We start from the raw sequence: 24045 nt of genomic DNA, 5'->3' as shown, positions 1-24045 counted from the left end.
GGAGCAGAGGGAGCAGAGGGAGCAGAGGGAGCAGAGGGAGCAGAGGGAGCGGGGGAAGCAGAGGGAGCGGGGGAAGTGGTGAGAGATAATGAAGGTTTGTGTGATTCAAGGTGTATCGCTATGAGTGAGACCCATAAGGCAAATTTGATGGATTCTACATTAAACAAACCCATTCGAGTCGGTATTTTAGGCTTTGGCGGATTAGGACAAGCGGCGGCTAGAGTGCTGGCTGGTAAACGGGAGATGATTTGGGTAGCGGCGGCTGATAAGCAGGGCTGGGCTTATAATGCAACTGGGCTAGATCCCGATCGCGCGATCGCAACGTATCATAATCAAGGGTCACTGGGGTATCTCGAACCCGCAGGCACTCTCAGCAATAACACGATTGCTGATTTAATCGAAAATGCGGCAGTGGATGGCTATTTCCTTGCCCTACCCAATTTGCCGAATACGTTTATGGCATCAGTCGCCCGCCAGTTTATCCAATCGGGGTGGCGTGGAGTACTGGTAGATGCCCTTAAGCGCACCAGTGCTGTAGAACAGTTACTCGCCATGAAAGATGAACTCCAAGAAGCGGGAATTACCTACATGGCGGGATGTGGTGCTACACCAGGACTGTTAACGGCGGCGGCTGCGATCGCGGCTCAAAGCTATGCTGAAATACACAGCGTTAAAATTACCTTTGGTGTCGGTATTGCCAATTGGGAAGCCTATCGCGCCACGATTCGAGAAGATATTGCCCATCTTCCCGGCTACGATGTGGAACAGGCACGTCAGATGAGTGATGCGGATGTGGAAGCGCTCTTGGATCAAACCAATGGCATCCTCACCTTAGAGAATATGGAACATGCCGATGATATCATGTTGGAATTAGCTGGGATATGCTCTCGCGATCGCGTCACCGTAGGCGGCGTTGTTGATACCCGTAATCCCAAAAAACCCTTGAGTACGAATGTCCAGGTAACCGGACGCACCTTTGAGGGCAAAATCTCCACCCACACCTTTACCCTCGGCGACGAAACCAGTATGGCGGCTAATGTCTGTGGTCCAGCTTTTGGCTATCTCAAAGCAGGTATATCATTACATCAACGAGGTCTTTACGGTTTATTTACAGCGGCTGAAGTGATGCCGCATTTTGTTCGATAGTCATTGGTCATTGGTCATTGGTCGAAGAATTTTTGCACTCCGTTGAGGCGGGTTTAGTGACATTAGGGCGAAAACCAAACATTAATGGTAAAATCCGCCCCTACACACAGGGCGGGTTTTGCAGCCCAGCTAGGGATAACAACCAATATTAGTCCCTAAACCCGCCCCTACTCTTCCCTATCTTTCCCATCTCCCCTATCTTCCCTGTACTAAGGGACTTGCGGAAAAATAGAATACCAGTCAGTGTAAAGGGAGGGGAGGCAGACGACCTCTTCTTCTGTTAATTTATTGTTTTTAGCTACATTAATAACATCACTATGAATAACTTGTTTGGTTATAGCATGAGCATATCTATGAGTGAATTCCTTTTTATATCCGACAAAATCTAAACTTTCACGCTCAAGGTTTTTTACAATGATCACACTTAAATCTTCGACGATTTAAATAAAGCATTACTTCTCGGTTGCATATAGGTAAATCCCTCACCAAATGCCTTTTATTTTGATGAAGGCGATGGCTAGTATGACCCCAGCGGGGGCATTTAGCTGTTTTCTTTTGTACTTTAACCGATAAAATCAATGCTCCTTCTGTCTCTTGAATTTTTTCGACTATGACTCCTGGTAAGTTGAGGAGCTTTGTCATTTCTCTTTTCACCATTACTAGCCTGTATTTTAGGTATAATATGTTAACAGTTTAGCACACTAAGTACGGAAGACCCAAGATGAGGGAGGTGATGGAGAATTTTTCCAATCGCCAATCCTCAATTGCCAGTCCCTAATCCCTAACTCTTGCTGATCAGCGTGCAGATTGACTATGATGCTATTGGTGTATTACGTGTTTTACGCTATCTTACGGTTAAGTAAGGTTTCAGGGTCATCGCAATGGCATAGAAAAGAAACCCGACCTTTGAGAAAAACTCAAGCTAGGGGAAACTCTCTGATCTATTCCGTTGCTAGTCAGCGCATCTACGACACCAAATTGAACAGTTCAATCGTGACTACGCCAATTGGGTGTATGACTTAACCTTTTTATGTAGGGTTTTTTTGACAAAACAGTTATTGAATTATCTGTGCGAGGAGTTTATCTTGGCATTCATCCGACTCGCCGATTTGATCATCAATATGGACTATGTTGCAGCAGTGACGTTCAGCACCTACAACGGATTGGGTGAGGGACAAGAGATACCTGTTGTAAACATTTGTTTAGCAATTCCAGAGGGGGCATTAGATGGTCAAGCGTCATCATGTATAGGGGATTGCCGGAATTGTCAGGGTATCGAAAAGCTGGAATATGAGAATGATTTAGCGATCGCGATTTGGAATTACTTTACCCAATCCAGTGAGGTGACGGTGCTGTTTGAGTGACACGGGACATTAGGAGGATGACTCTTCGCCCCTGCCAGGCATGGCGCGTGAGTTCACTTCCCTCCACTGTCACACCCCTGCGGCCTTATCCCCTAGTTTATGAAGACTCGATGAAACCTCTAAGACTTAGTTGCTGATGCTCGTGTAGTTGACCTATGATAAGGAAAGTGTATTACAAGTTATACGACTGTCTTACAGATTCAACCGTATCTGGGAATGAAAGCCTAGGGTCTGCGATCGCTCGCCTCTTTTGCTTCTGTTCTCCTCAAGGTTGGACACCACCAGGGTAAATCTATCGTTTTCGCTTCAATCCCACTATTCCTGAGTGTGGTGTTTTTTTAGGTACTAGCACTATGAGTTCATTCAAATCCGACAACCAATTACGTAATCTCAATCCCTCAACCTCTGAACCTGTATCTTCTGAAGAAGTACAGCAATTTGACCTCGAAAATCAATTAGCAGAACTTGCCGTTCCTTTAGCCCAAGCCTGGAAAGATAACCATCCAGAAGCGCAACCTGCATCAGAAGCGGATTTAGATGTTTGTACGTTGGCGGTGGCGATTGAAATGGCGATCGCCGGGGAAGCGGTTGGCGGTCCCATCGGCGCTTTAATTGCCTCGGGTGGGGGTGTCAAGGCGGCTAGTGTGGCGTGCAGACGAGTGCTTTAATCCAATATCGTCTTATGTCATTGGTGAATTAGGATTCAGCAACAAGTATAGCTGTCTTTTTAGACGCCTTGGGAGGATAAGTGTCTGTCGTGTTTTATAACACCAGAATTCCTCTGATACCGTTTTGGATTGTAAATTTTAGATTTAGATCGAGTTCTCTAATCTCAACCGTTAACTTGAGTTGTGTCCACCCACTTCCAGAAAGACCAATTCGCATACTTTTACCTGCATCTTCTACCAATTTCAGTTGAGTTATAAACCCTTTTGAGTTCTGTTGAGTAGGGTAAATTTTTCACTCTATTGTTTTTTGACCTGATGTTACTCAAACCGTCCCGCGCCGATGCCAGAATTCTTTAACGTAGCTTGCTTATCAAAAAGCGAGTATGACAATCAAGAATTAACCAAGACTCTCATTTCAAGGACATCATTTCATGGCTACTAAATTTGATCCACTTAACACTTATAATTCTCAATCCCATGAAGACACTTTGAATAGAGGGTATCAAAATAATGCAACGAATTATCCTAACAGCCAACTCCCTCTCGAATCCGTTCCCCCCCCAGGAATGACGCCTCCAGAGCCGAAGAAACAGCCTTCTTTCCTGGGGCGTACTCTTCCGAGATACAATCGTTTATTATCCCAGAACAGTACTCCCCTGCGGATTCAGTTATTGCAAACCATTTTACCTGCTGTACTGGTTCCCTTGGGATTAGCGGGATTGGTGACATCTGGAATTATTTCGGGACGCAGCCAAGAACAAACTGAGCAGTTATTACAAAATGAAGCATTATTAACCAGTGATCTGGTCACTGAGTTGTTAGCCGAAGCCGAAAAAATTCCCGCAATTGTGGCGCATAATCCGTTAGTCATTAATGCGGCTAAGAATACGGCAACAGTGGCTCAAACTGAAGGGCTGCCGACCATTCCGATTGAGCAGCTTGAACAAACCTTCGCTACCAATAAAATTGTTCAACCCAATTCAGCTCTGAATAGTTATCTGCAAAGAACAGCAGAAGTTAGCGAATTTGCGGAATTATTTTTTACCGACAAACACGGGTTTAACGTCGCCTATAGTCGCCCGACCTCGGACTTTGTACAACGGGATGAACAATGGTGGCAAGCAACGAAAACAGGTGAGGGTCGGTTAATCGAACCGACGTTTGATCAATCGGCAAATACCTTTGGAATTGAACTGAGCCAAGCAATTACTGATCCGAACTCAGGTGAATTTCTGGGTGTGGTCAAAGGGGTCTTACCCGCTACAGCATTCGGTACAGTGCTGAATAATTTGCTCTCAGATTTACACTTAGTTGATTCTCAAATCGTCCAACTTTTAGCCCTGACCGAAGAGGGTAATGTCACTGTCATTCATAACGTCGGGATTCAGGACGGAGAAGGTCAACCGACAGTTGTGGGCGGTGATGCGATCGCGCAAGGTGCCAAAATATTGCTCGATAGCCTACAGTCTCAGAATCCTCAGGCGGAATCAGTAGCGAGTAATGTGCCACTCAAGAATTTAACCATAGAGTCAGCTCCCTCTCAGGTTGGCGATTCCCTCAACAGGGCTAACTTTGAATACGCGGGTCGCCGTTATCTTCTGGTCACCGTTCCCAAAACCAACTGGGTGATTGCGGTTTCTATGGAACTGAGTGACCTCCGCAGCACTGGATCTCAAGCCGCGCTGACCTTTTCCTTAGCGTTTCTGCTCTTAGGCGGTGCGATCGCAGCAATCCTGTTATTTTTAGCCCGTCGTTTGGCAATGCCCTTAAAACAATTGGTTGGCACGGCGGAACAAATGATTGCAGGGGATCTCAATGTTCACGCTGAACCATCCGGTCCGACGGAAACTCGCCTCTTGTCCCAAGCGTTTAATAATCTTGTCACCAGTGTTAAGGGATTACTATATCAGCAATCGGCAGAAACACAACAGGCAGAATTATTTGCCAATATCGCCATTTCCCGCGCTCGGACTGAACAAGATTTAGAGGAAGTCTTCCAGGCGGCTGTTCAAGGGGCTCTGCAAATTCTGGGCGTTGATCGGGTAGTAATTTATCGGTTCCAACCCGACTGGCGGGGATACATCTCCAATGAAGCCGTCGTTCCCGCTTGGACTCGTGCCTTGGGGGATAAAATTGAAGACGCTTGTATTGGGGATGCTCTCATCGAAGCTTACAAACAAGGACGAGTCGTACCCACCAATAATGTTTTTGAAGCGGGATTTCATCCGGATCACCTCCAGTTAATGGAACGGTTACAAATTAAAGCCAATTTGGTCACCCCCATTCTCAAGGATGAGCAGTTATTTGGGTTACTGATTGCCCATCACTGTAATGCACCCCATAATTGGCAACCGTCGGAAATTGAGTTTCTCAAGAAATTAGCGATTCAAGTTGGTTTGTCCTTAGACCGGGTGAACTTCTTGGTGGAGAAAGAAGCGGAAACCGAACGGGCGCAACAACTGAATGAAATTACATCCAGTATTCGGGAATCCGTGACCGTGGAAGAAATTTATAATGCCGCGATTACAGGAATTCGCAAAACCATGAAAACCGATCGCGCGATCGTTTATCTATTTGATAAAAACTGGAAAGGAACGATCTTAGCTGAATCGGTGGCGGAAGGGTTTCCTAAAGCCTTGGGCGCGAATATTGCTGACCCCTGTTTTGCGGAGCAATATGTGGAGAAATATAAGCAGGGGCGGGTCAAGGCGATTGAAGATATTCAAAAGGCGGGCTTAAGCAAGTGTTATTTGGGTCAACTGGAACCCTTTAACGTCAAAGCCAATTTAGTCGCACCGATTTTGGCGTATGGTGATCTTCACGGCTTGTTAGTTACCCATCAATGTTCCAGTACCCGGGTGTGGCAAGAGTCAGAAATGACCTTCTTTAAACAGGTGGCAATTCAACTCGGTTCAGCCTTAGACCGTTTAGATTTCCTAGCCCAAATTGAGCAATCTCGTCAAAAAGCCGAACAACTGGCAGAGGAGCAACGTCAACAGAAAGAAGCGATTCAAATGCAATTAGTTGAACTGCTCAATGATGTGGAAGGCGCAGCCAGAGGGGACTTAACAGTACGGGCAGAGGTCAACATTGGTGAAATTGGCACCGTTGCTGACTTTTTCAACTCAATTGTGGAGAACTTGCGGCAGATTGTAACGCGGGTACAAGAGTCAGCAATTCAAGTGAATATGGCGGTTGGTGAAGACGAACAAGCAATTCAGCAATTGGCAGAAGCGGCACTAAAACAAGCAGAAGAAACGACTCAGATTTTAAATTCTGTCGAACAAATGACCCAGTCGATTGAAGAAGTGGCGGAGAACGCTCGCCAAGCGGCGGTGGTTGCGGGTACGGCATCCAATACCGCCCAAATGGGTCAAGCGGCGATGGATTTAACGGTAGAGAATATCTTAAATCTGCGGAGTACGATTGGGGAGACGGCGAAAAAAGTGAAGCGTTTGGGTGAGTCGTCGCAACAGATTGCTAAGGTGGTATCTATCATTGAGAAAATCGCCCTACAAACCAACTTACTTGCCATTAACGCCGGGATTGAGGCAGCACGGGCTGGTGAAGAGGGTCAAGGCTTTGCTGTTGTTGCTGAAGAAGTAGGAGAATTGGCGGCAAAATCGGCGGCGGCGACTCAAGAAATTGAGGAAATTGTTGAGAGTATTCAACGGGAAACCGCGATGGTAGTTGAGGCGATGGAACAAAGTACCAAGCAGGTGGTAGAAGGGACACAGTTAGTAGATGATGCCAAGAATAGTTTAGGTCAAATGTTAGAGGTATCCTATCAGATTGACCAATTAGTGCAGTTAATTTCTACGGCTACAGTGTCTCAGACTCAAACGGCTCAAGCGGTGAGTAGTTTGATGTATGAGATTGCTATGGTTTCAGCCCAAACCTCGGATTCTTCGACGAAAGTGTCAAATTCGCTGCGAAAAACGGTGGAAGTGGCGCGAGAGTTGCAGGCGTCTGTGGGAACGTTTAAAGTTAATCCGCAACTGGATTATGAGTAACGTTTTCTTGACGGTTTAGGGGCTACCTGTAGGGGCATAATATATCGTGTCCCTACTAGAGGGTTGATCAAGTAAATTGTAGGGGTGGGATTAGGGATTCAAGCTAGCTTGTCACCCATAACTGAACAACAAAACCCGCCCTGATTCAATTGTAGAGAATAAATAAACACCCCTGAAATTCCAAAATAAATCTGTTATTCCTTAGGAGGAGAATATTACATGCGATCGCACTCGACCAAAACCCAGTCATACAGCTTCCCGTAAAGCCTGTATATTGTCACCACAAATGGCATTCAGATTACGGGTAATCTTCTCAATATCCCAGTTCCACCATTGAATCTCTAACAGTTCATCGATAACGTTATCGTCAAAACGCTTACGGATTTCTTGTGCCGGATTTCCCCCCACAATCGTATAAGGTTCGACAGGGCGAGTTACAACTGATGCTGTGGCGATAATTGCCCCATCCCCTACATGAACACCGGGCATAATTGTTGCGGCATACCCGATCCAGACATCATTCCCAATCACTGTATCCCCTTTGTGGGGCCAGCTATCAGGCATAGCAACTTCCCAGCCGGAACCAAAAATTGGAAAAGGATAATTGGTAAACCAATCGGTGCGATGATTTCCCCCATTCATAATAAACTTGACATCTGAGGCAATCGCGCAAAATTTTCCAATTCGTAGCTTATCACCGACAAAATCAAAGTGATATAAAACATTCTGTTCAAAATTTTCGGGATTCTCGAAATCATCGTAATAGGTGTAGTCACCAACGATAATGTTAGGATTCTTAATAATATTATTTAAGAAAACTAACCGAGTTTGGTCAGTTAACGGATATTTGCTATGGGGAGATGGTCCGTGAATCATAAGTAACCCTTTGAGATTTTGGCGACGGGACATCATTACCTGGACATAAATTCTTTCCGCTGTACTCAGAAATGTTAACAAGTGTTAAGTCCTTACTGTTTCCTGTGACACACCGAGCGTGTTACCGAGCGAAGTCGAGGTAAGTCGAGGTGTTCCCCCATCTCAAACCGTCAAGTTTAATTGGGTCTGACTCCTTAGAAAACCTGGATTCGGTATAGCGCGATCGCAGGTTTCGGGGCTATTTCTTAATCAAATCTTAAGAGTTGAATCCTTAACTTTAATTCGATCTACTCTAACCTCTCTTAAACAAGAAATTCCACAACGCACTATAGTAAAATTACGACAATTGATCCAAATTATTTTATCAACAGCCAATGGCTTTAACGCTTAAAATATTTGAAGATACCCTCCTCAAACAGCAACCTGTCGATAGTAGTCAAATCTCTAACCCAGACGACCTTTATGGTCTGACGCAAGGGACAGAGTTAGCACTGCACAGTTGGGACCCTAAGGACGGAGAACCTCACCATATCCGGGTTGCTTTTGCCACAGACCGATTTAACAACAAGAATACATGGTACGCCTTTGCCGACCATATTCAGATTTGGGACGGCGAAACCGTCTTGCTACCCCCAGTGTCTCCGCCGGGTTCTACCGAAGTTCTGTTTAATGTGCGTTCCTGTTCCACTCATGTTGTGCGGGGACTGGATCAGCAGGTGATTGATGAGATGAACTTCCTCACACCTGACACCCTGGTCAGTTTTGAAGACTTGAATGTGCGTCTGGGACAAGCCGTGTGGCCCTTCCTCCAGCCTGCTGCTAAAGCCGCCCTGGGGCGGGCAATTCGCGATCGCGGAATTCCTCTAGTCATCAACTCCGGATATCGTACCATTGCCCAACAGCTTATCCTCTACAATCACTATCGAGGAGGTCGTCGCTGTGGGATTCAACTCGCCGCCCGTCCGCCTCGTAGTAATCACCAAAGTGGTTTAGCGCTGGATATCCAAGATACCGATGGCTGGCGTTCCTTTCTAGAACGACATGGCTGGCGATGGTTGGGTCCGAGGGATTATCCTCACTTCGACTATATTCGCGGCGGACGTGATATTCGTAGCCTAGCGGTACAGGCGTTCCAACGGGTTTGGAATCGATACAATCCCCAGGATCGAATTGCCGAAGATGGGGGCTATGGACCCGCTACCGAACGGCGACTGAATCGGAGTATTATCGGCGGTTTTGGGGAAGTCTGGCAGGGCTTTGAAATCATTAAGTTGACAAGTCCATACATGCATGGTATAGATGTCCGCAAAATCCAGCAAGCGTTAGCAGATGCCAAAATTGATGTTGGGGTAGATGGCGTGTTTGGACCAGGAACTCAAGCAGCAGTAAAGCTGTTTCAAAAGGCAAGAAACCTAATTACCGATGGTGTGGTGGGACCCGCCACTCTGGTGCAACTGGGATTTTTCGGTGCACCTGTGGTTATCTCACCGCCCGAACCCACTAAACCCACTGAACCTACTGAACCTACTGAACCCGAACCCGAACCCACTAAACCCACGCCTCCACCAGCAACGGCTGTCGGGCGCATCTTTATTTCTGCGGGTCATGACCTTAAAGATCCCGGCGTTGTTGCTTTAGGGACGACGGAAGCCGAGGAAATGATTCTTACTCGTAACGCCTTGGTGCAGGAACTCCAGTCACGAGGGGTTAATTTCCTTACCGTACCCGATGACCTGGATCTGGGCGGTACAATCAAATGGATCAATGATCGCGTCCTGCCTGGGGATGTGGCGATAGAACTGGGTGGTAATGCCTTTAATGGTTCGGTGCGGGGTACTGAAGCCTATTATATTGATGGAAACGAAGACCGCAAAGACGATGCTAAGTTGGTCTTAGAGGCATTCTTGGAGAAAGTCCCCGAACTGCGTTTACCCGGAAAATCCCTTTCACGCGGGGTTAAACCGGACACCTTGAGTGCCAAAAATCAGCTTCCGTTTTGTCGTGAAGTCGCGGCATCATCTATTATCTTCAATCTCTGTTTCCTCGACAATCCCGAAGACTTAACCTTACTTCAAGAAAACCGCGATCGCTTTGCCCAAGGTTTAGCTGATGGCTTGCTGCAATGGAGTGGTCAAACGGCAAAATCGGATCAAACTTCACCCCATTTCCGACTGATTAATATCCAAATTCAAAACTACGACCATGACGAAAAAGGGCTTCTCGTCAATGGGAATTCCTATATTCCGGCGGATCTGGTAGAGAATTTAGGTGTTGATCTGACTGTGGAATCGGATATTCGCCAAATCAGTTATGGCAATGTCGTGTATGTGAAAGCGGTTGATCTGCAACCTTTTAATATCTCTGTCGGCTGGGATAGTGATACCAGAACGGTATTACTAAATACAGCCACTCAAACTGATTTGGATGAGTCTGACAAGATTATCTGGTTTGGCAATGCCACAGAAGCGGATTTGAAAGCCTTTCTCACCAGTAATAATGACAAAGCACTCGACCAGTTCCCCGACATCCATACCATTTACATTGAAGAAGCGGAAAAAGAAGATGTCAATCACGACATTGCCTTTTGTCAGATGTGTCTGACGACGGATTTCTTACGCTTTGGCGGTTTATTACAACCTGAACAAAATAATTTTGGCGGTTTAGGGACAGCCAATAGTGATCCGGCGGGTGCATTTTTCCCGGATATCCGCACGGGTGTGAAAGCGCACATTCAGCATCTCAAAGCCTATGGAACAACGGCACCGATTGAACATCCGCCCATCGTCAGTCCTCGGTTCCAGTTCGTCTTACGCGGGAGTGCGCCTTCGGTGTACGACTTAAGTCGGCGCTGGAGTGCTGATCCGGAATATGGGAATAAGATTATGGCATTGGTGCGGCGTTTACATGGTGTGGTGTCTGATGTGGAAGACACACCTCAATCCTTCTTTATGCGTTTGAGTCATACGGTAGCGCCCATGGAGAATAACGGTAGCGATAGTCCCTGTGGGCTTTAATGTTACCTTTGGTTTCCCTGTAGGGGCGACCCGCTTGCAAAAATCAACAACGGTGTCCATTTAATTGGCTCGGGTCGCCCTTTACTCAACCCAACCTACTTGAACTGTACCATTCGGTCAGGGCGGGTTTAGTCACATCTGGGTAAAAAAGAAACGATAATAGTTTGCCATGGCGATTGAAATCGCTGCTACACAAACAAAGTCCGCCTGCGCGGACTAGGTTACAACGGGGTAGCTAACCCGGATTTGGGATAAAAGAACAAGACATGCGATCGCGCCCTCATCCACCCAACCTGTAGGGGCGGGTTTAGGAACTAGCCTTTGGCATGTAACCAATAACTGTGGAACAAAACCCGCCCTCCCCCACCCTTAATTGACTGGCTAATTCACATTTTATTCAATTTGTCAATACCTCTTAAATTAAACGTCCCAAATGCTTCAAGATTCTCAACACTTCATAGAGATTGTTGCGATATTGCGATCGCGTGGCAAACAAATCCGAAATTCCATACTGTTTGCCTAATGTTTTGATGAACAAAAAGCTGCTACCATTGGCTACCATACCATAGAGCGGTTGTTCTGGCGCTGGATGCGCTGCCATGTAAGCCAATGTTTGCGGAATCGCTAACTCTAAATCAAACGTCGTCTTTTTGGATTCAATTAGAACAATCCACAGTTTACCCTGCAACACTAGCGCATCAATTCGTCCTCGTAAAATTTCTTCGTTGTCTCCTTCTGCTTCAATTTCAACGGAAACCTCTGTCTTGAATTTGTAAGGCGGTTGATAGAAACCTGCTAACTCCAGCAATGGCGACAGCACAACCATTTTGATTGTTTCTTCCAGCATAATCCCATCGGAAATTTGGTAGAGATAGTTGCAACGCACCTGATCTAACCGCGCTTGCTCTGACTCACTCAATGCAGGTAATTCAGCCATCCATTCGGTAAAAAACTGGCTATCTTCCGTCAAGGTTAACCCTAGTTTCTCCTGGACTTGACGGAATGTTGTAATATCGTCTCCAATGGCTAGACTTCTGATCATGGATCAATCCGGTAGAGATTTCTTATTGTATCGCGTCATTGTAAAAACAATCCGTAGCCAGTAGGGTGTGTTAGCGAAGCGTAACGCACCTTAACTTAATTGGTAAGCTGTCATGCATTTAAATTGGGTATTAGTAGCGATCAAGATGCAAAGCCTGCGGCATGGCTTCGCTTAACGCACTACAAGGATTTCCCTATTATTGATATTAAGGTTTAAATGCCGAACAGCTTATAAGGATATTATTTCCCAGCTTTTAACCAAGCAAATACCTGATCAACGGTTAGATTTAAATCCAAAAACTCAGGTATTTGTAAGAGATCATCACCTGTCATCTCAATGGGTTGTTGTCCCGGCAAGAATACCAGAATTAACCGCTCATCCGGGTCAATAAACCATCCTAACTGAGTACCGTGTCTTAGGCAATGGAGGATATTTCTGATCACCTTTGTGGCATTCTGATCAGGAGATAGAATGTCAATTGTCCAATCAGGAGAAAGCGCGAATACATTTTCGATTTCACCGTTAGCATCAATGGGTATTCGTTGCCATTGAAATACAGTAACATCAGGAACAATTGAACGCCCGCCAAAGGTGCAACGCAGTTCAGGAAAAGCGAGGGCAATTTGCGACTCTTCAGCGACGTGGTTTATCTTATTGCAAAGTTGAAACTGTAGGCGAGAGTGTTTGCCTTGAGGCATTGGTTTTTGGTAGATGCGACCATTAATAAATTCACTGGCAGGTTTTGTCTCTGGCAGGTTGAGGAATTCGGCTAAGGTAATGGTTTGATCTAGGGGTGTTGTCATCGTTGTGCGATCATCGCCTCCTTATTCCTGAAGTCGTAAAACTCTGGCTGTGATTGGCATAACAGACTACTGGCGTGGCACACCTTAATTAGTAATTGTAGGGGCGCACCGACGTGCGCCCGCGTCAACTTAAGCTCAACCCCTCTCCCCCAGCCCCTCTCCCAAGCTTGGGAGAGGGGAGCAAGAGGGGAGCAAGAGAGTCCAGTTCCCCTTCTCCCCACGGTCCGGAGTTGGGGTTAGGGGATGAGGGGGAAAATGTCGAGGAGTAGATAGACACAACTTAAAACCTTGCCAGCATTGGTTTTCTACCTTAAGTTGACACAGATGACCGACGTGCGCCCGATTTAAACGTCAAATCCAAGCAAAAACAATCCGTAGGGGCGGGTTTAGGGACTAACTTGTGGGATGTAACCGATAACTTTTGTACAAAACCCGCCCTCCCCCAGTTCAAAATCGCATCCTGAACCAATCACCCAGTTGAACGCTTTTCCCTTGCCTTTTGTCTGAGCAATCGCCAACGACGCTTCACTGTTGCCAATATAGGTGAATAGCTAAAGCGAACCAACTTAGGATAGACGGGAATAAAGGGCAGGTTTTCCTTGCTGTATCGAACCGCTAATGTCCGCGCTAGGGGAAATATGTCATTGTCATAAATATTGATGTCCAGGTACTTAATTAGCTTTGCCAATATTTCTGCATTCCCTATCTTACCCAAAGCGAATGCTGCTTCCATTCTCACGTTCCTATCGGAATCATGGAGGGCAGCAATTAAACCCTCGACAGCTTGAGTATTGCCTATCTTAGCCAAAGCGAATGCTGCACTCCTTCTCACGTAACTATCGGAATCATTGAGGGCAGCAATTAAACCTTCGACAGCTTGAGGATTGCCTATCTCACCCAAAGCCTCTGCTGCATTCCATCTCACGTAACTCTCGGAATCATTGAGGGCAGCGATTAAACTATCCACAGCTTGAGGATTGCCTATCTCACCCAAAGCCACTGCTGCATTCCATCTCACATCACTATGGGAATCATGGAGGGCAGCGATTAAACTATCCACAGCTTTGGCATTCCCTATCTCACCCAAAGACTTTGCTGCATTCCATCTCACGTCACGATCGGAATCATGGAGGGCAGCGACTAAACCATCGACAGCTTGAGTATTGCCTATCGTACCCAAAACCACTGCCCCATACCTTCTCACCTCACGATGGGAATGATTGAGGGCAGCGATTAAACTATCCACAGCTTGGGCATCCCCTATCTTACCCAAAGCCTCTGCTGCATTCCATCTCATGTCACGATTGGAATTATGGAGGGTAGCGATTAAACTATCCACAGCTTGAGGATTGCCTATCTTAGCCAAAGCCACTGCTGCCTCCCATCTCACGTAACTATCGGAATCATGGAGGGCAGCGATTAAACCCTCGACAGCTTGAGTATTACCTATCTTGCCCAAAGCTTCTGCTGCTTCCCTTCTGAGGTAACTATCGGAATGATTGAGGGCTGCTTGCCACTTCTGAACCATCTGCGAATTAACCTGACTTAATGCCACAAGCGTGGAAGTAATAAACCCAACACTTGGGTAAGACAGCCAAAACTTGTATAATCTATCAATTACCTTAGTAACCAAAGGGTGAGAACATTCAGAACATTCCGCCAGACATCGCCCCGCCAACAATAAAAGTGTCTTAAAAATATCATCCTTTTCCTTCATAATCACTTGCAGCAAAGGAATCGGATCTGCCATCAATCCCGCCAGCAAACTTAGGGTTTCATGCCAGTCATAGTCCCAAAAATGCTGCCGCGCTAACGCCACCCCATTGCCAACCCGACTCAAATAAGCCGCCGTCAAATACTCCTGAAACGTGCGGTGGAGAAAAAGATAGCGATCGCCCCCTCTATCCAAGAGTTGAATAATACCATCATTCTCGGACAACTCCTCAATCAAACTCGCCGCACTCAGGGGTTTAAAATCACTGCACACCTGCTCACTTCCCAGATAGTTTTCTATCTTGCGCCTGAGTTCGTCTATGGAAAAAATTTCCTTATTCTCAGAACTAAATTGATAAGCCAGTTCCTGCAAAAGCTCTTTTTTAGCTGATACTCGCGCCTCATTCACCCATTGTCGATGATTGTCAATTCCCCATTTTCCCAACATATAATCCACGGCTTTGCCATACACCTGAGTCCGCCGTGCTGGAAGCGTCAATCCTTTGACTTGATATAAACTACACAGTAACGACAACAATAATGGATTTTGAGCCAATCCCCCAATTTGGGGTTTATGGCGGAGTTCTTCAATCAATCCCTCGGCTGAGACAGAATCATCCTCTAGATAACCCGCCGCATTTTTAAACCAGGTTTGAATATAGGCTTCGGTTTGCTTTTGACTAAACGGAACAATTTCTACTTCTTTCGCATCCGGCAAAAAAGCACCGCCATAGCCAACAATGCGAGAGGTGCAAATCATCGGACAGTTATAATTTCGGGCAAATCGGTTCAGCTTTTCGGCTAAACGAGTTCGATTCTGTTTGGGGACTTCATCTAAGGCATCTAATAGTAAGTAACATTTGCCGTTCTCTAATTTTTCTTGTAACAGTGTGTCGATAGCCGGATAGTTTTTCGGATAATCTCGCTGGATCAGTTGCGGGATTGCATCAATGATTTCTTGGGGAGTTTCATCTAAATCGGATAGGCGCAGAAATAGGGGGAATATTACATCATCTATTCCCAGGATTTCTACCTTGTTCAAGTCTACAGTTGAAGTCTTATCTAAAGCTTTTTGATCCCCCCTACCCCCCTTCAAAAGGGGGGTTATGGAACTTCTTATAGGAGAATATTGATCCTCCTTATCCATCCCCCCTTCGAGGGGGGAACGAGGGGGGTGGGGCGTTAGGTTTTCCCTCTCCTGTTTAGCAATTAATCCCGCCTCCATTTTTAATAATGTAGACTTTCCCATCCCCGGATCAGCCAAAACCATTACTCTTGAATGATCTTTTTTCGCTTCTTGCCAATCCACCTGAGTTTGTCGCGATTCCTCAACTTCTTCTACCCCACCTTTTAGCGCATAAACTCGTTTAATTTCTGCCTCAGATTCCCCATACCCCCAACTCGTTTCTACCTCATGCTTATATTTCCGCTCCAGGGTGACTTGAATCGGAATATATTGCTCTTGCAATACAACGTTTTGCGGCGTGTGGAAAAAGCCAATGGATTTAAATCGTTGATCATTTTCAATCGCCTCCAGAAATTGACAAACGGCATTTTTCTCCGGTTCTAAACCCAGTGCATTTAAACTCTCTAAACAATTGTCCCAGCGAATCAGATAACTTTCATCGCTTTTACTACACTGAATCACGCCCACCACACCGCCCAATTCTTCAGCAAAAACAGCGCCGCCGCTAGTTCCTGAATCGACTTTGGTATCAATTCGATGGGACACAAAGGTAGACTGTTCTTGAGGTAATCGATTCCAAGGGTTTGTGGCGGTTACAGTTTGGATGCGATAGGTGGGTAGAATGTTAACAGGCGCACTGGAGCGAATGGTTGGGGCGGAAAAGTTAATCCCTTCGGGAAAATATTTCTTTTGCGAAGGCGGAAATCCATAAACGGTTACCGAGGTTGATAAGTGTTGCGGATTAATTATCGGTACGGCGGGGGCGTTTTCAATCGTTATCTTGAGAATAGCAATATCGACATCAGGATTGGATAAGGCTTGGCACCATTGCGCCTCGTATTCCTGTCCCTGATACTCTACTATAAGGCGATCGAGTAGATAAATAACATGGTGACAAGTGATTAAATAACCATCAGAACGGATGATGAAACCTGAACCTGCGGTTTCTCCTTTATCGGGATTCAGGATTTTCACCATGGATTCCCGGAGTTGGTCAAGACCATAGTAACTCATCTTAAACTGGGATGGGGTTGACGTTTTATGGGATAAGCGCGTCAATTTGTAGGGGCGGGTTTTACGACTATCTTTTCGGTTGTACCTAGAGGCAATTACACCCGCCCCGATTCTCTGGTTTGGTGTTTTCCGGTGAAGTGTTAGGTATGGGGGAGTTATCTTATTTCATCATAGATGATGTTTGGTTCTGGTGTTTGGGTATGATGAAAGGATTGGGTTGGGTTCTTGTGGTTTGATAGGCTAAAGCCATTACTACGAACGACAAGAGCATTGGGTTGGGTTCTTGTGGTTTGATAGGCTAAAGCCATTACTACGAACTGGGTGTATTTTTTTGAGTTAAGTCCCATTCAATGGTGACTTTGACATTGGCTTGGGCGGTTCCTTTGGTGACAAAGGGGATTCCGGTTTCTCCTCCTGTTTGTAAGCCAAATTCTAAGGCGACTTTACTCGGTGCAAGGTTATCAGTCAGTCCCTGTTTGACACTATCGAGTACCAGTTTAGAGTAACTCTTGACTGTACTCTTCATCGTTCGCTTTAATTTATTCGTTCTGTCTTGAATATCATCAATAAACCCAACAGCTTGCAGTTCATCACTGTCTTCCTCATCATATTGGATATAAATAGTTTCGCCATCATCGCCCATAACTTCCGTGATTCTAGTGGTCATAATTAAATATCTCCTTTAACTTATGAATGTAAGAGAGTGCAAGAAAACAGAAATAACGAAACAGCTAATATCTCCCCTGTTCCCCCACAGATACAAAACGGAAGACCCATATTTATTCAATCTAATTGATAATTTTACTCACTCCAAAACCTCCACAATACCCGATCGCCCATCAATTCTTACCCGTTGACCATTGCGGAACATCTGAGTCGCGTTATGAATATCCATTACCGCCGGAATCCCATATTCCCGCGCCACGATCGCGCCGTGGGATAGCCGCCCGCCAACTTCAGCAATTAAACCGCCTGCACGCGCCAATAGGGGTGCCCAGCCGGAATCGGTGTAGGGGACAACCAGAATCGTTTGACGGTCAATGTCTGGAACTGATTGTAAGTTATTTAAAACCCTAACCAAACCTTCCACTTGTCCCGCACTTGCGCCAATCCCGACAAGACGCTGTTGAGCGGGTTCTGATTGGGTTTGCATCAGAAATGAAACGGCGGGAGGATTACCATAGAATAGAGGCGGAACACTGCGTAATTGACGATGCTCATCTAACTGCGATCGCCGATAGTTAATCAATCTGGGAAGTTCCTCTCGCAAAACCCGATCGGTTTCAGCGATTAGACGCTGAATCTCCGCAAATTCTAAGAAGAAAATATCCCCAGCTTCAGCGAGTAAACCGGATTCTAACCACCGCTTCTCCAGCGCTACAAAACTCCAACGCAAGTCGGCTAAAAATTGCGAATAGACTTCAGTCACTCGCCCTTTTAAATTCAACCGCGCTTGTACCACTTCCGCTTTCCAGCGCTGACGCTTTGGCGGTTTAGTGGCTGGGGGAGGATCACATAAAAACTGAGCAAAGAGTTGGCGTATCGGTCGCGGGTCTTCTTTCCATCTGGGAACGGCAATATCTGTGGCGACATCACTGAGATAGCCATATTGTGCCAGAAATTGGTCGAATTGTTCTAAAACACTTTGAGCATCGGGAATTTCCGACAAGGTGGTAAATACAGAAGCAGGATTATCACAATTAATTTGTTTGGGACTTAATAAATGGCGGGTATCATCGGCTAATTGGGCGAGCGATCGCAAACTGGCAATTTCTGGAGTTTGGCTACTATCTAATTCTTCATCCTTTACCTTGAGTAACGCTTGTCGCAGGGAAAGGCTTAATGGAGCCAGAATACTATAATATGTGGCTCGCTGTAATTCCGATAGTATTTGGTTCACTCGTTCCAGAATTTCGGCGTCTGATAATTCTGAAACCGATTGCTCTTGCAGTTGACTTAAAGCCGGAGCAAAATGGTGGTGATAATCTTGCTCAAAATCCTGATCTAAATTCCATTCCCGACCTAATAGACGAAGTAATCCGGGAAGGTTCCGCAGCGTGGATTTCAGAGGGGGTTTAGAAAATTTCGCTCCCCTGGTCAGAAACTCCAAACTTTCTGGCGGTAAACCCATGCGCCGGAAAATATCACCTAACAATGTGGCATTAAAATAGGCGCGAGAATAATGCAGCGTAGCAGTTTGATTAAACTCCAATCCCTGCGATCGTTCTTTTAACACGATGGTAAAAATTTCCCCCCAAACACCACAGGTGAGGGGACGATTAATTGACCAAGTGAGGGGTCGAATCAGTCCGGGAATCACCTCTGCGGCAATCTTGCGCGTCCAGATGGGTTGGAGATTGGTAATTGGTCGCGTTTGTAGTAGCCATAACTGCTGACCGTCATAAGTCCATTCAATATCTTGGGGAATCCCATGATAGCGGTCTTCCAATTCCCGCGCTAAAGTAGCCACCTCTTGGATTAACGCTGGGGGTAAATCCCCCTCTCCTTCAATTTCAACCGATGGGGAACGATTATCTCCAGTCTCCTGTTGATCAAGGGGGGCGGGTTTCGTCGAGTTATCGGTTTTGTCCTCAAGGTTATCGGTTAAACCCGCCCCTACAAGCTGGGGTTGCTGGAAAAATACCCGATACTGTTCTGGGGTGACTTGACCGGATACAATTTGGGAGGCATCTCCGGGTAATCCTTCGAGGACTACGGTGTCGGGTTGTTGCTGCATGGGGTCACGACTAAAGGCGACACCGGAAAAGACGCCTGGGATTTGTTTTTGAATTAAGACAGCCATCGCCGTGTCGGGTAAATCGCGGTTACGGCGATACCCTCTGGCGGCGGGGTGATGATACGAGGCTAAGACTTGGGTAATCGCTTCCTGTAAAGCGGGGCGGCTGGTTACCTGTAAAACCGTTTGATATTGTCCGGCGGATGAAGAGAGTTCCGCATCTTCGCCGATAGCTGAGGAACGAACAACGAGGGGATTGGATTCTGAAACCGGGAGATATTTGACCAAGGGTTGCATATCATCCCCTGGTGGTAAGATCCATCCCTGTGGTACAGCATAACCCCAGCGCTTAAGCTGGGATAAAGTAGCGGCTTTTGAGCCAACTTGTTGGGGATCAAGTTCGCGTTCAAGCGGAATAATAGCTTTATCGCCTCGGAAAAAACGAAACACTGATTTAGATTCTGATTTTGCCTGTTCGGTGGGAAGGTCTAAGTCATCGGGAATTTTCTGATAAATCCAACCGATAATTAGACTCAGCGCGATCGCACTGACAATTCTAGCGAAGTCATGAGGGTGCAACAGTGCCAAAATTATCGGGAATAGGACTAAAACACCGATACGCCCCGTCGTGCGATCGCGGATAATCGTAAAACCTATGCCCCCAATTAAAAATACCAATAACGCGACGCGCCGGTCATGTACCACAAATCCCCAGACCACATTTGTGGTTCCGGCACCTTTGCCCATCCAGTAGCGCCCCATCACCAGCATAATCAGGGCAATAATTTCCCAGACGGGTTCTGTGGGGAAGAAATAACGCGCCAGCAAGACAACCGCAATCCCCTTCAAGGCTTCTGATAATACCGCTAAGATACCCACCCAACGTCCACCGTGGTAGAACGCCGCCGATACAGATACATTACCCGTACCGACTTGAGAGAGTTGGCGTCTTGTAAGTAAGTAGGTAATCCAGGAAATCAGGGGAAGTCCACCTAGCAGGGGACAGAGGACAAAAATGAGTAAAGCACCCCAAACCTGTGTTAGCGTCATGGGACATTTATTACTAAGATTTCCTTGATCCTACAAGGGAGATGGGGTTATAGAGACGTTCCGGTGGAACGTCTTTCTTTCCGGTGGAACGTCTGTTGTAGGGGCGGGTTTTACCATTAACATTTGATTTTCACCCGGATGTTACTAAACCCGCCCCAACAGAGTCCAATAATTCTAAGGGCAAATGACCAATGACGAATGACCAATGACTAAGGACGCGGATACTTAGACGCAGGTTCAAAGTAGCGTACTGGCTCACCCTTCAACGCCTGACTCATAAAGTCGCGCCAAATCGGTGCCGCAAATCCACCCCCTGTCGCTCCACCCCCTAAAGGTCTGTAGTTATCATTACCAATCCACACCGCCGTCGCTAATTGTGGCACATATCCGACGAACCAGACATCCCGTTCTGAACTGGTTGTTCCCGTCTTCCCAGCCGCTGGGCGTCCAATTTGAGCAGCGGTTCCGGTTCCACCTTGAATCACCCCTTGGAGAACCGCATTCAGTGAAGCCGTTGCCCAGGGATCAAGCACGAGACGGGGTTTCGGGGTATTGTCTAATAACACATTGCCCATACTATCGGTGACTCGGACAATGATCGTGGGATCAGAATGCCAACCCGTATTAGCAAAGGTGGCATAAGATCCTGCCATTTCCAAGGGCGTCACCCCAATTGCACCGAGGGGTAAGGAGGTTACGGGTTCCATCGGGCTTTTAATCCCTAGGGTGCGGCATACTTCAATCACTTTATCTAACCCAACGGCTCTGCCAAGCTTAACCGCTGGCACATTTCGCGACTGCACCAACGCACTACGAATACTCATCGCCCCACCGAAACCACCGCCATAGTTTCTCGGCGAATACCAGCCACTCCCATCCCGGTAACTGACGGGGGTATCCATCACCGTGGAATAAGGCGTATATTTACCACTGGCAAAAGCTGTGTAGTAAACAAAGGGTTTAAACGCTGAACCCGGTTGGCGTCGGGATTGAATCGCTCGGTTAAATTGGCTCTTTTCGTATCCAATCCCCCCAACCAAAGCTTTGACATAATGGGTGCGCGGATCAACGGCGGCTAGTGCTACTTGATCAGCGTATAGCCCTCGGCGGCGCAAGTTACTGTGAGCGCGAGCAATGGTTTTTTCCGCCATGCGCTGGAAATTATAATCCACCGTGGTTTGGACACGCATCCCCCCTTTGAGAACCGCATCTCGACCAAATCGCTCATTCAACTCTGCCACGACAGCTTCTGTGATGTAGGGAAGCTGGCTGGTTTGCCAGGAAGTGGGCTTACCCACGCCCAATGGTTGAGCTAATGCCTCTTTTTTCTCTACAGCCGTAATCCATCCCAATTCCTCCATACGAGCCAGAACGATCGCTTGCCGTTGTTTGGCTAAGGGATAGTTGACAAAGGGGCTATATTCTTCCGGAGACTGAATCAATCCAGCCAGCATGGCGGATTCTGCCAAGGTCAACTCGCGGGCGGGTTTGGCGAAGTAACTCTCCGAGGCGGTTTGGATGCCATAATTGTTATGACCCCAATAGATCTGATTCAGATACATTTCCAATATCTGATCTTTGGTGAAGATCTGCTCCAGCCGGATTGCCATGACTGCCTCGGCAATTTTACGCGAGAATTTTTTCTCCCGCGACAGAAATAAGTTTTTCACCAGCTGCATCGTCAAGGTGGAACCGCCTTCAACCACAGCCCCCTTCTCCCAGTTAGCTAAAAAGGCTCGACCCACACTGTTGGGGTTAACGCCATGGTGAATATAGAAGTGGCTATCTTCCATGGCAATCACTGCTCGTTTGAGATTGGGGTTAATGTTTTCTAACTTAACCACCTCTCGGTTGGCTTCATCATGCAGGCTAGCCAGGTGCTTCCCCTTGATATCGTAGACGTAGGTCGTTTCGGTGGGAACATAGCCCCTGAGGACTCTCACATCGGGAAGATTGCGGAAGCTTGTCGCCAAGCCCACCAGCCCACCAGCCACAACCGAGCTAGTTAGCATTGTAATGCCGAGAATGGTTCCGCCTGTTACCTGAGCGACTCCTTGCACGAATCGGAAAGCGGGTGGCAATCCGTTTTTACTATCTCTTTGTTGTTTTTGTTGGATGGTACTAGACGACACTGTGATTTCACTTCCTCACTCAAGAAAAAAATACTGAATGGCTGTGTGGGAGGCAACCTTAGGGGGGATACGTTCTATACCTTCTATAGATGATTACAGAAATTTATGGCAAAGTCAGGATTAGCGATCAATTCGGTTTTGGCGATTCTTGTCCCCTGTAGACGTTGCTCCCAGCATTGGATCAGTGGACGGGTTTTCCCTTAGATCTTAATATTAAGCCTGAGATAATCGTTCATGATAACAAACCGAAGTATTTTGGCTTTTGGCTGCAAAAATGGTAACATTACTGTTCTGGATTGGCATGAAAAACGGTAAATCGTGACATCCTCCCACACCAAATCGGAGATTAGGCTGTGGGCTTCCCAACCTCACGATTGGGCATTGCTCCCCTACGCCAGTTATCTAGGCACATAGCCCCCGACACCTCAACTTGAGAGCCAATTTCTTGCTTTTCCAGAGTCCCTGGATACGTTTCTATACCTCGATTACAGATTTCTTGAGCTGAAGCAATGTCCCGATCTACCTCGTATTTGCATTCAGGACAAGAATGTATTCTCTCAGAGAGTTCTTTCCTGACCGTGATTCGGCAATTCGGGCAAGTCTGGGAAGTACCTCGGCAATCTACTTCGCCCACAAATACTCCTCGCTTCTTACCGACCCACTTAAGGATAGAGCGAAACTGCCCAAAACCAGCATCAATCGTCTGCTTACCCAGAAAACCCTTTGCCATGATTCGGAAATCTATGTCTTCAACAAATATAGTATCCGCCATAACCCCTCTCCCTAAAGAAGTCCCAAGCATCATGTAACCTTCTAATGTTAGTCTGCAAGACTTGGGAGGGAACAGATTTGAGTCGTGGAAATTCCTTCTTAGCTTTAGGTAGATTGTTTTGTTGTTGGTGGTAGCTAGGAAAGGGATAATCGGCACTCATGATATACTCAAACTCCAAACTACACCTATCCATTGGACACTTGCGAGAAGCAATCCAGTCTTTGATTTCCCGCAACGCATAGTTGTAGGACACCCGCAATGTTTCCAACCACTCATCTAGAAGTTGGGCTTGTTGGTTATCAGGATATAGGCGGTAGGTGTGGTTTAGAATCATAGGTAGGTTCTACCACATTATCATTGAAGTGGTAAATGTCAATTTCGGGGATATTGAATCCCACTCAATTGACTTGGGGAATCCATGTTGTTGCTGAGCTTGTCGAAGCATCCCAACGCTAATCGTGGGACTTATCGTTCCCCAAACCCCTCAGCAGTTAAACATCTGCCATTCTCCTGCA

The 24045-nt window shown here is 46.6% G+C and carries 12 protein-coding genes and 2 pseudogenes; 5 read left to right on the top strand and 9 right to left on the bottom strand.

The annotated features are described in order from the left end of the window. Positions 1-120: 120 nt before the first annotated feature. Positions 121-1146 carry a (S)-8-amino-7-oxononanoate synthase BioU gene (gene bioU, locus RIG66_RS18480; protein ID WP_446380236.1) on the top strand — a complete coding sequence of 342 codons (1026 nt, stop codon included), beginning with the start codon at positions 121-123 and terminating at the stop codon, positions 1144-1146. A 266-nt stretch (positions 1147-1412) separates the two neighbouring features. Here the strand turns inward: bioU and RIG66_RS18475 are convergent. After that, positions 1413-1800 (bottom strand): annotated as a pseudogene (locus tag RIG66_RS18475) (transposase family protein); the annotation flags it as partial. Positions 1801-2189: 389 nt separating this feature from the next. Here RIG66_RS18475 and RIG66_RS18470 point away from each other — a divergent pair. The 3 genes from RIG66_RS18470 to RIG66_RS18460 all read left to right on the top strand — a co-directional run bounded on the left by RIG66_RS18470 (position 2190) and on the right by RIG66_RS18460 (position 7191). Next, positions 2190-2510, top strand: a complete 321-nt coding sequence (locus RIG66_RS18470; protein WP_446380223.1) for a hypothetical protein — start codon at positions 2190-2192, stop codon at positions 2508-2510. A 353-nt stretch (positions 2511-2863) separates the two neighbouring features. Next, positions 2864-3178 carry a hypothetical protein gene (locus RIG66_RS18465; RefSeq protein WP_006102893.1) on the top strand — a complete coding sequence of 105 codons (315 nt, stop codon included), beginning with the start codon at positions 2864-2866 and terminating at the stop codon, positions 3176-3178. A 431-nt stretch (positions 3179-3609) separates the two neighbouring features. Continuing rightward, positions 3610-7191, top strand: a complete 3582-nt coding sequence (locus RIG66_RS18460) for a GAF domain-containing protein (protein ID WP_446380222.1) — start codon at positions 3610-3612, stop codon at positions 7189-7191. Between the two features lie 246 nt (positions 7192-7437). On the opposite strand, the gene RIG66_RS18455 is transcribed toward RIG66_RS18460, so the two are convergent. Then, positions 7438-8067, bottom strand: a complete 630-nt coding sequence (locus RIG66_RS18455; protein WP_446380221.1) for a CatB-related O-acetyltransferase — start codon at positions 8065-8067, stop codon at positions 7438-7440. Between the two features lie 374 nt (positions 8068-8441). On the opposite strand from RIG66_RS18455, the gene tftA reads away from it, so the two are divergent. Then, positions 8442-11081, top strand: coding sequence for a hormogonium tapered terminus morphoprotein TftA (gene tftA, locus RIG66_RS18450; RefSeq protein WP_446380220.1), 2640 nt, complete (start codon positions 8442-8444; stop codon positions 11079-11081). Between the two features lie 415 nt (positions 11082-11496). On the opposite strand, the gene RIG66_RS18445 is transcribed toward tftA, so the two are convergent. The 7 genes and pseudogenes from RIG66_RS18445 to RIG66_RS18415 form a co-directional block, all read right to left on the bottom strand. Next, positions 11497-12123 carry a type I restriction endonuclease gene (locus RIG66_RS18445; protein WP_446380219.1) on the bottom strand — a complete coding sequence of 209 codons (627 nt, stop codon included), beginning with the start codon at positions 12121-12123 and terminating at the stop codon, positions 11497-11499. 239 nt (positions 12124-12362) lie between these two features. Then, the gene (locus RIG66_RS18440; protein ID WP_446380218.1) at positions 12363-12926 is read right to left on the bottom strand and encodes a Uma2 family endonuclease; all 564 of its coding nucleotides are present in this window, start codon (positions 12924-12926) and stop codon (positions 12363-12365) included. Between the two features lie 469 nt (positions 12927-13395). Next, the gene (locus RIG66_RS18435) at positions 13396-16839 is read right to left on the bottom strand and encodes a HEAT repeat domain-containing protein (protein WP_446380217.1); all 3444 of its coding nucleotides are present in this window, start codon (positions 16837-16839) and stop codon (positions 13396-13398) included. 310 nt (positions 16840-17149) lie between these two features. Then, positions 17150-17506, bottom strand: a complete 357-nt coding sequence (locus tag RIG66_RS18430) for a CU044_2847 family protein (RefSeq protein ID WP_446380216.1) — start codon at positions 17504-17506, stop codon at positions 17150-17152. A gap of 138 nt (positions 17507-17644) precedes the next feature. Then, positions 17645-20626 (bottom strand): glycerol-3-phosphate acyltransferase, encoded by a 2982-nt coding sequence (locus RIG66_RS18425; protein WP_446380215.1) that lies wholly within the window; start codon positions 20624-20626, stop codon positions 17645-17647. A gap of 209 nt (positions 20627-20835) precedes the next feature. Continuing rightward, complete coding sequence (locus RIG66_RS18420) at positions 20836-22758, bottom strand: transglycosylase domain-containing protein (RefSeq protein WP_446380214.1); 1923 nt, start codon at positions 22756-22758, stop codon at positions 20836-20838. 346 nt (positions 22759-23104) lie between these two features. After that, a pseudogene (locus RIG66_RS18415) lies at positions 23105-23864 on the bottom strand (RNA-guided endonuclease InsQ/TnpB family protein). Positions 23865-24045 lie beyond the last annotated feature (181 nt).

Origin of the sequence: Coleofasciculus sp. E2-BRE-01, from assembly GCF_040221695.1 — a bacterium.
GTDB lineage: Bacteria > Cyanobacteriota > Cyanobacteriia > Cyanobacteriales > Coleofasciculaceae > Coleofasciculus.
The sequence above is the reverse complement of the archived record's forward strand: the minus strand, read 5'-3'. Positions and strand labels throughout refer to the sequence as shown.